The 242-nt window shown below is 59.1% G+C and carries 1 pseudogene; it reads left to right on the top strand.

Annotated features, from left to right (window positions below):
* Window positions 1-36 precede the first annotated feature (36 nt).
* Window positions 37-242 (top strand): annotated as a pseudogene (locus AACY45_RS29155) (hypothetical protein); the annotation flags it as partial.

Genomic DNA, 242 nt, shown 5'->3' with positions numbered 1-242 from the left:
CACGCCGAAGCACCTCTGAGTGCAGGGAGCCCTCCAATGACCACGACGTACAGCACAACCGTGATCCCGTTCACGCCCAAGGAGCACAAGGTGATCTTCTTGACCATGGACTGGTACGCCAAAAATACCATTTACCCTCCGCGCGGCGGGGTGCGGGTTACTCCGCTGATCAACGGCGAGGAGGCTTTCGGTGCGGTCTACGAGGCCATCGAGGCGGCGTACAAGAGTGTCGAAATCATCAG

The organism is Pseudomonas sp. RA_35y_Pfl2_P32, from assembly GCF_963970735.1.
Classification (GTDB): domain Bacteria; phylum Pseudomonadota; class Gammaproteobacteria; order Pseudomonadales; family Pseudomonadaceae; genus Aquipseudomonas.
Note: the sequence above shows the minus strand (reverse complement) of the source record. Positions and strands in the feature narration are given on the sequence as shown.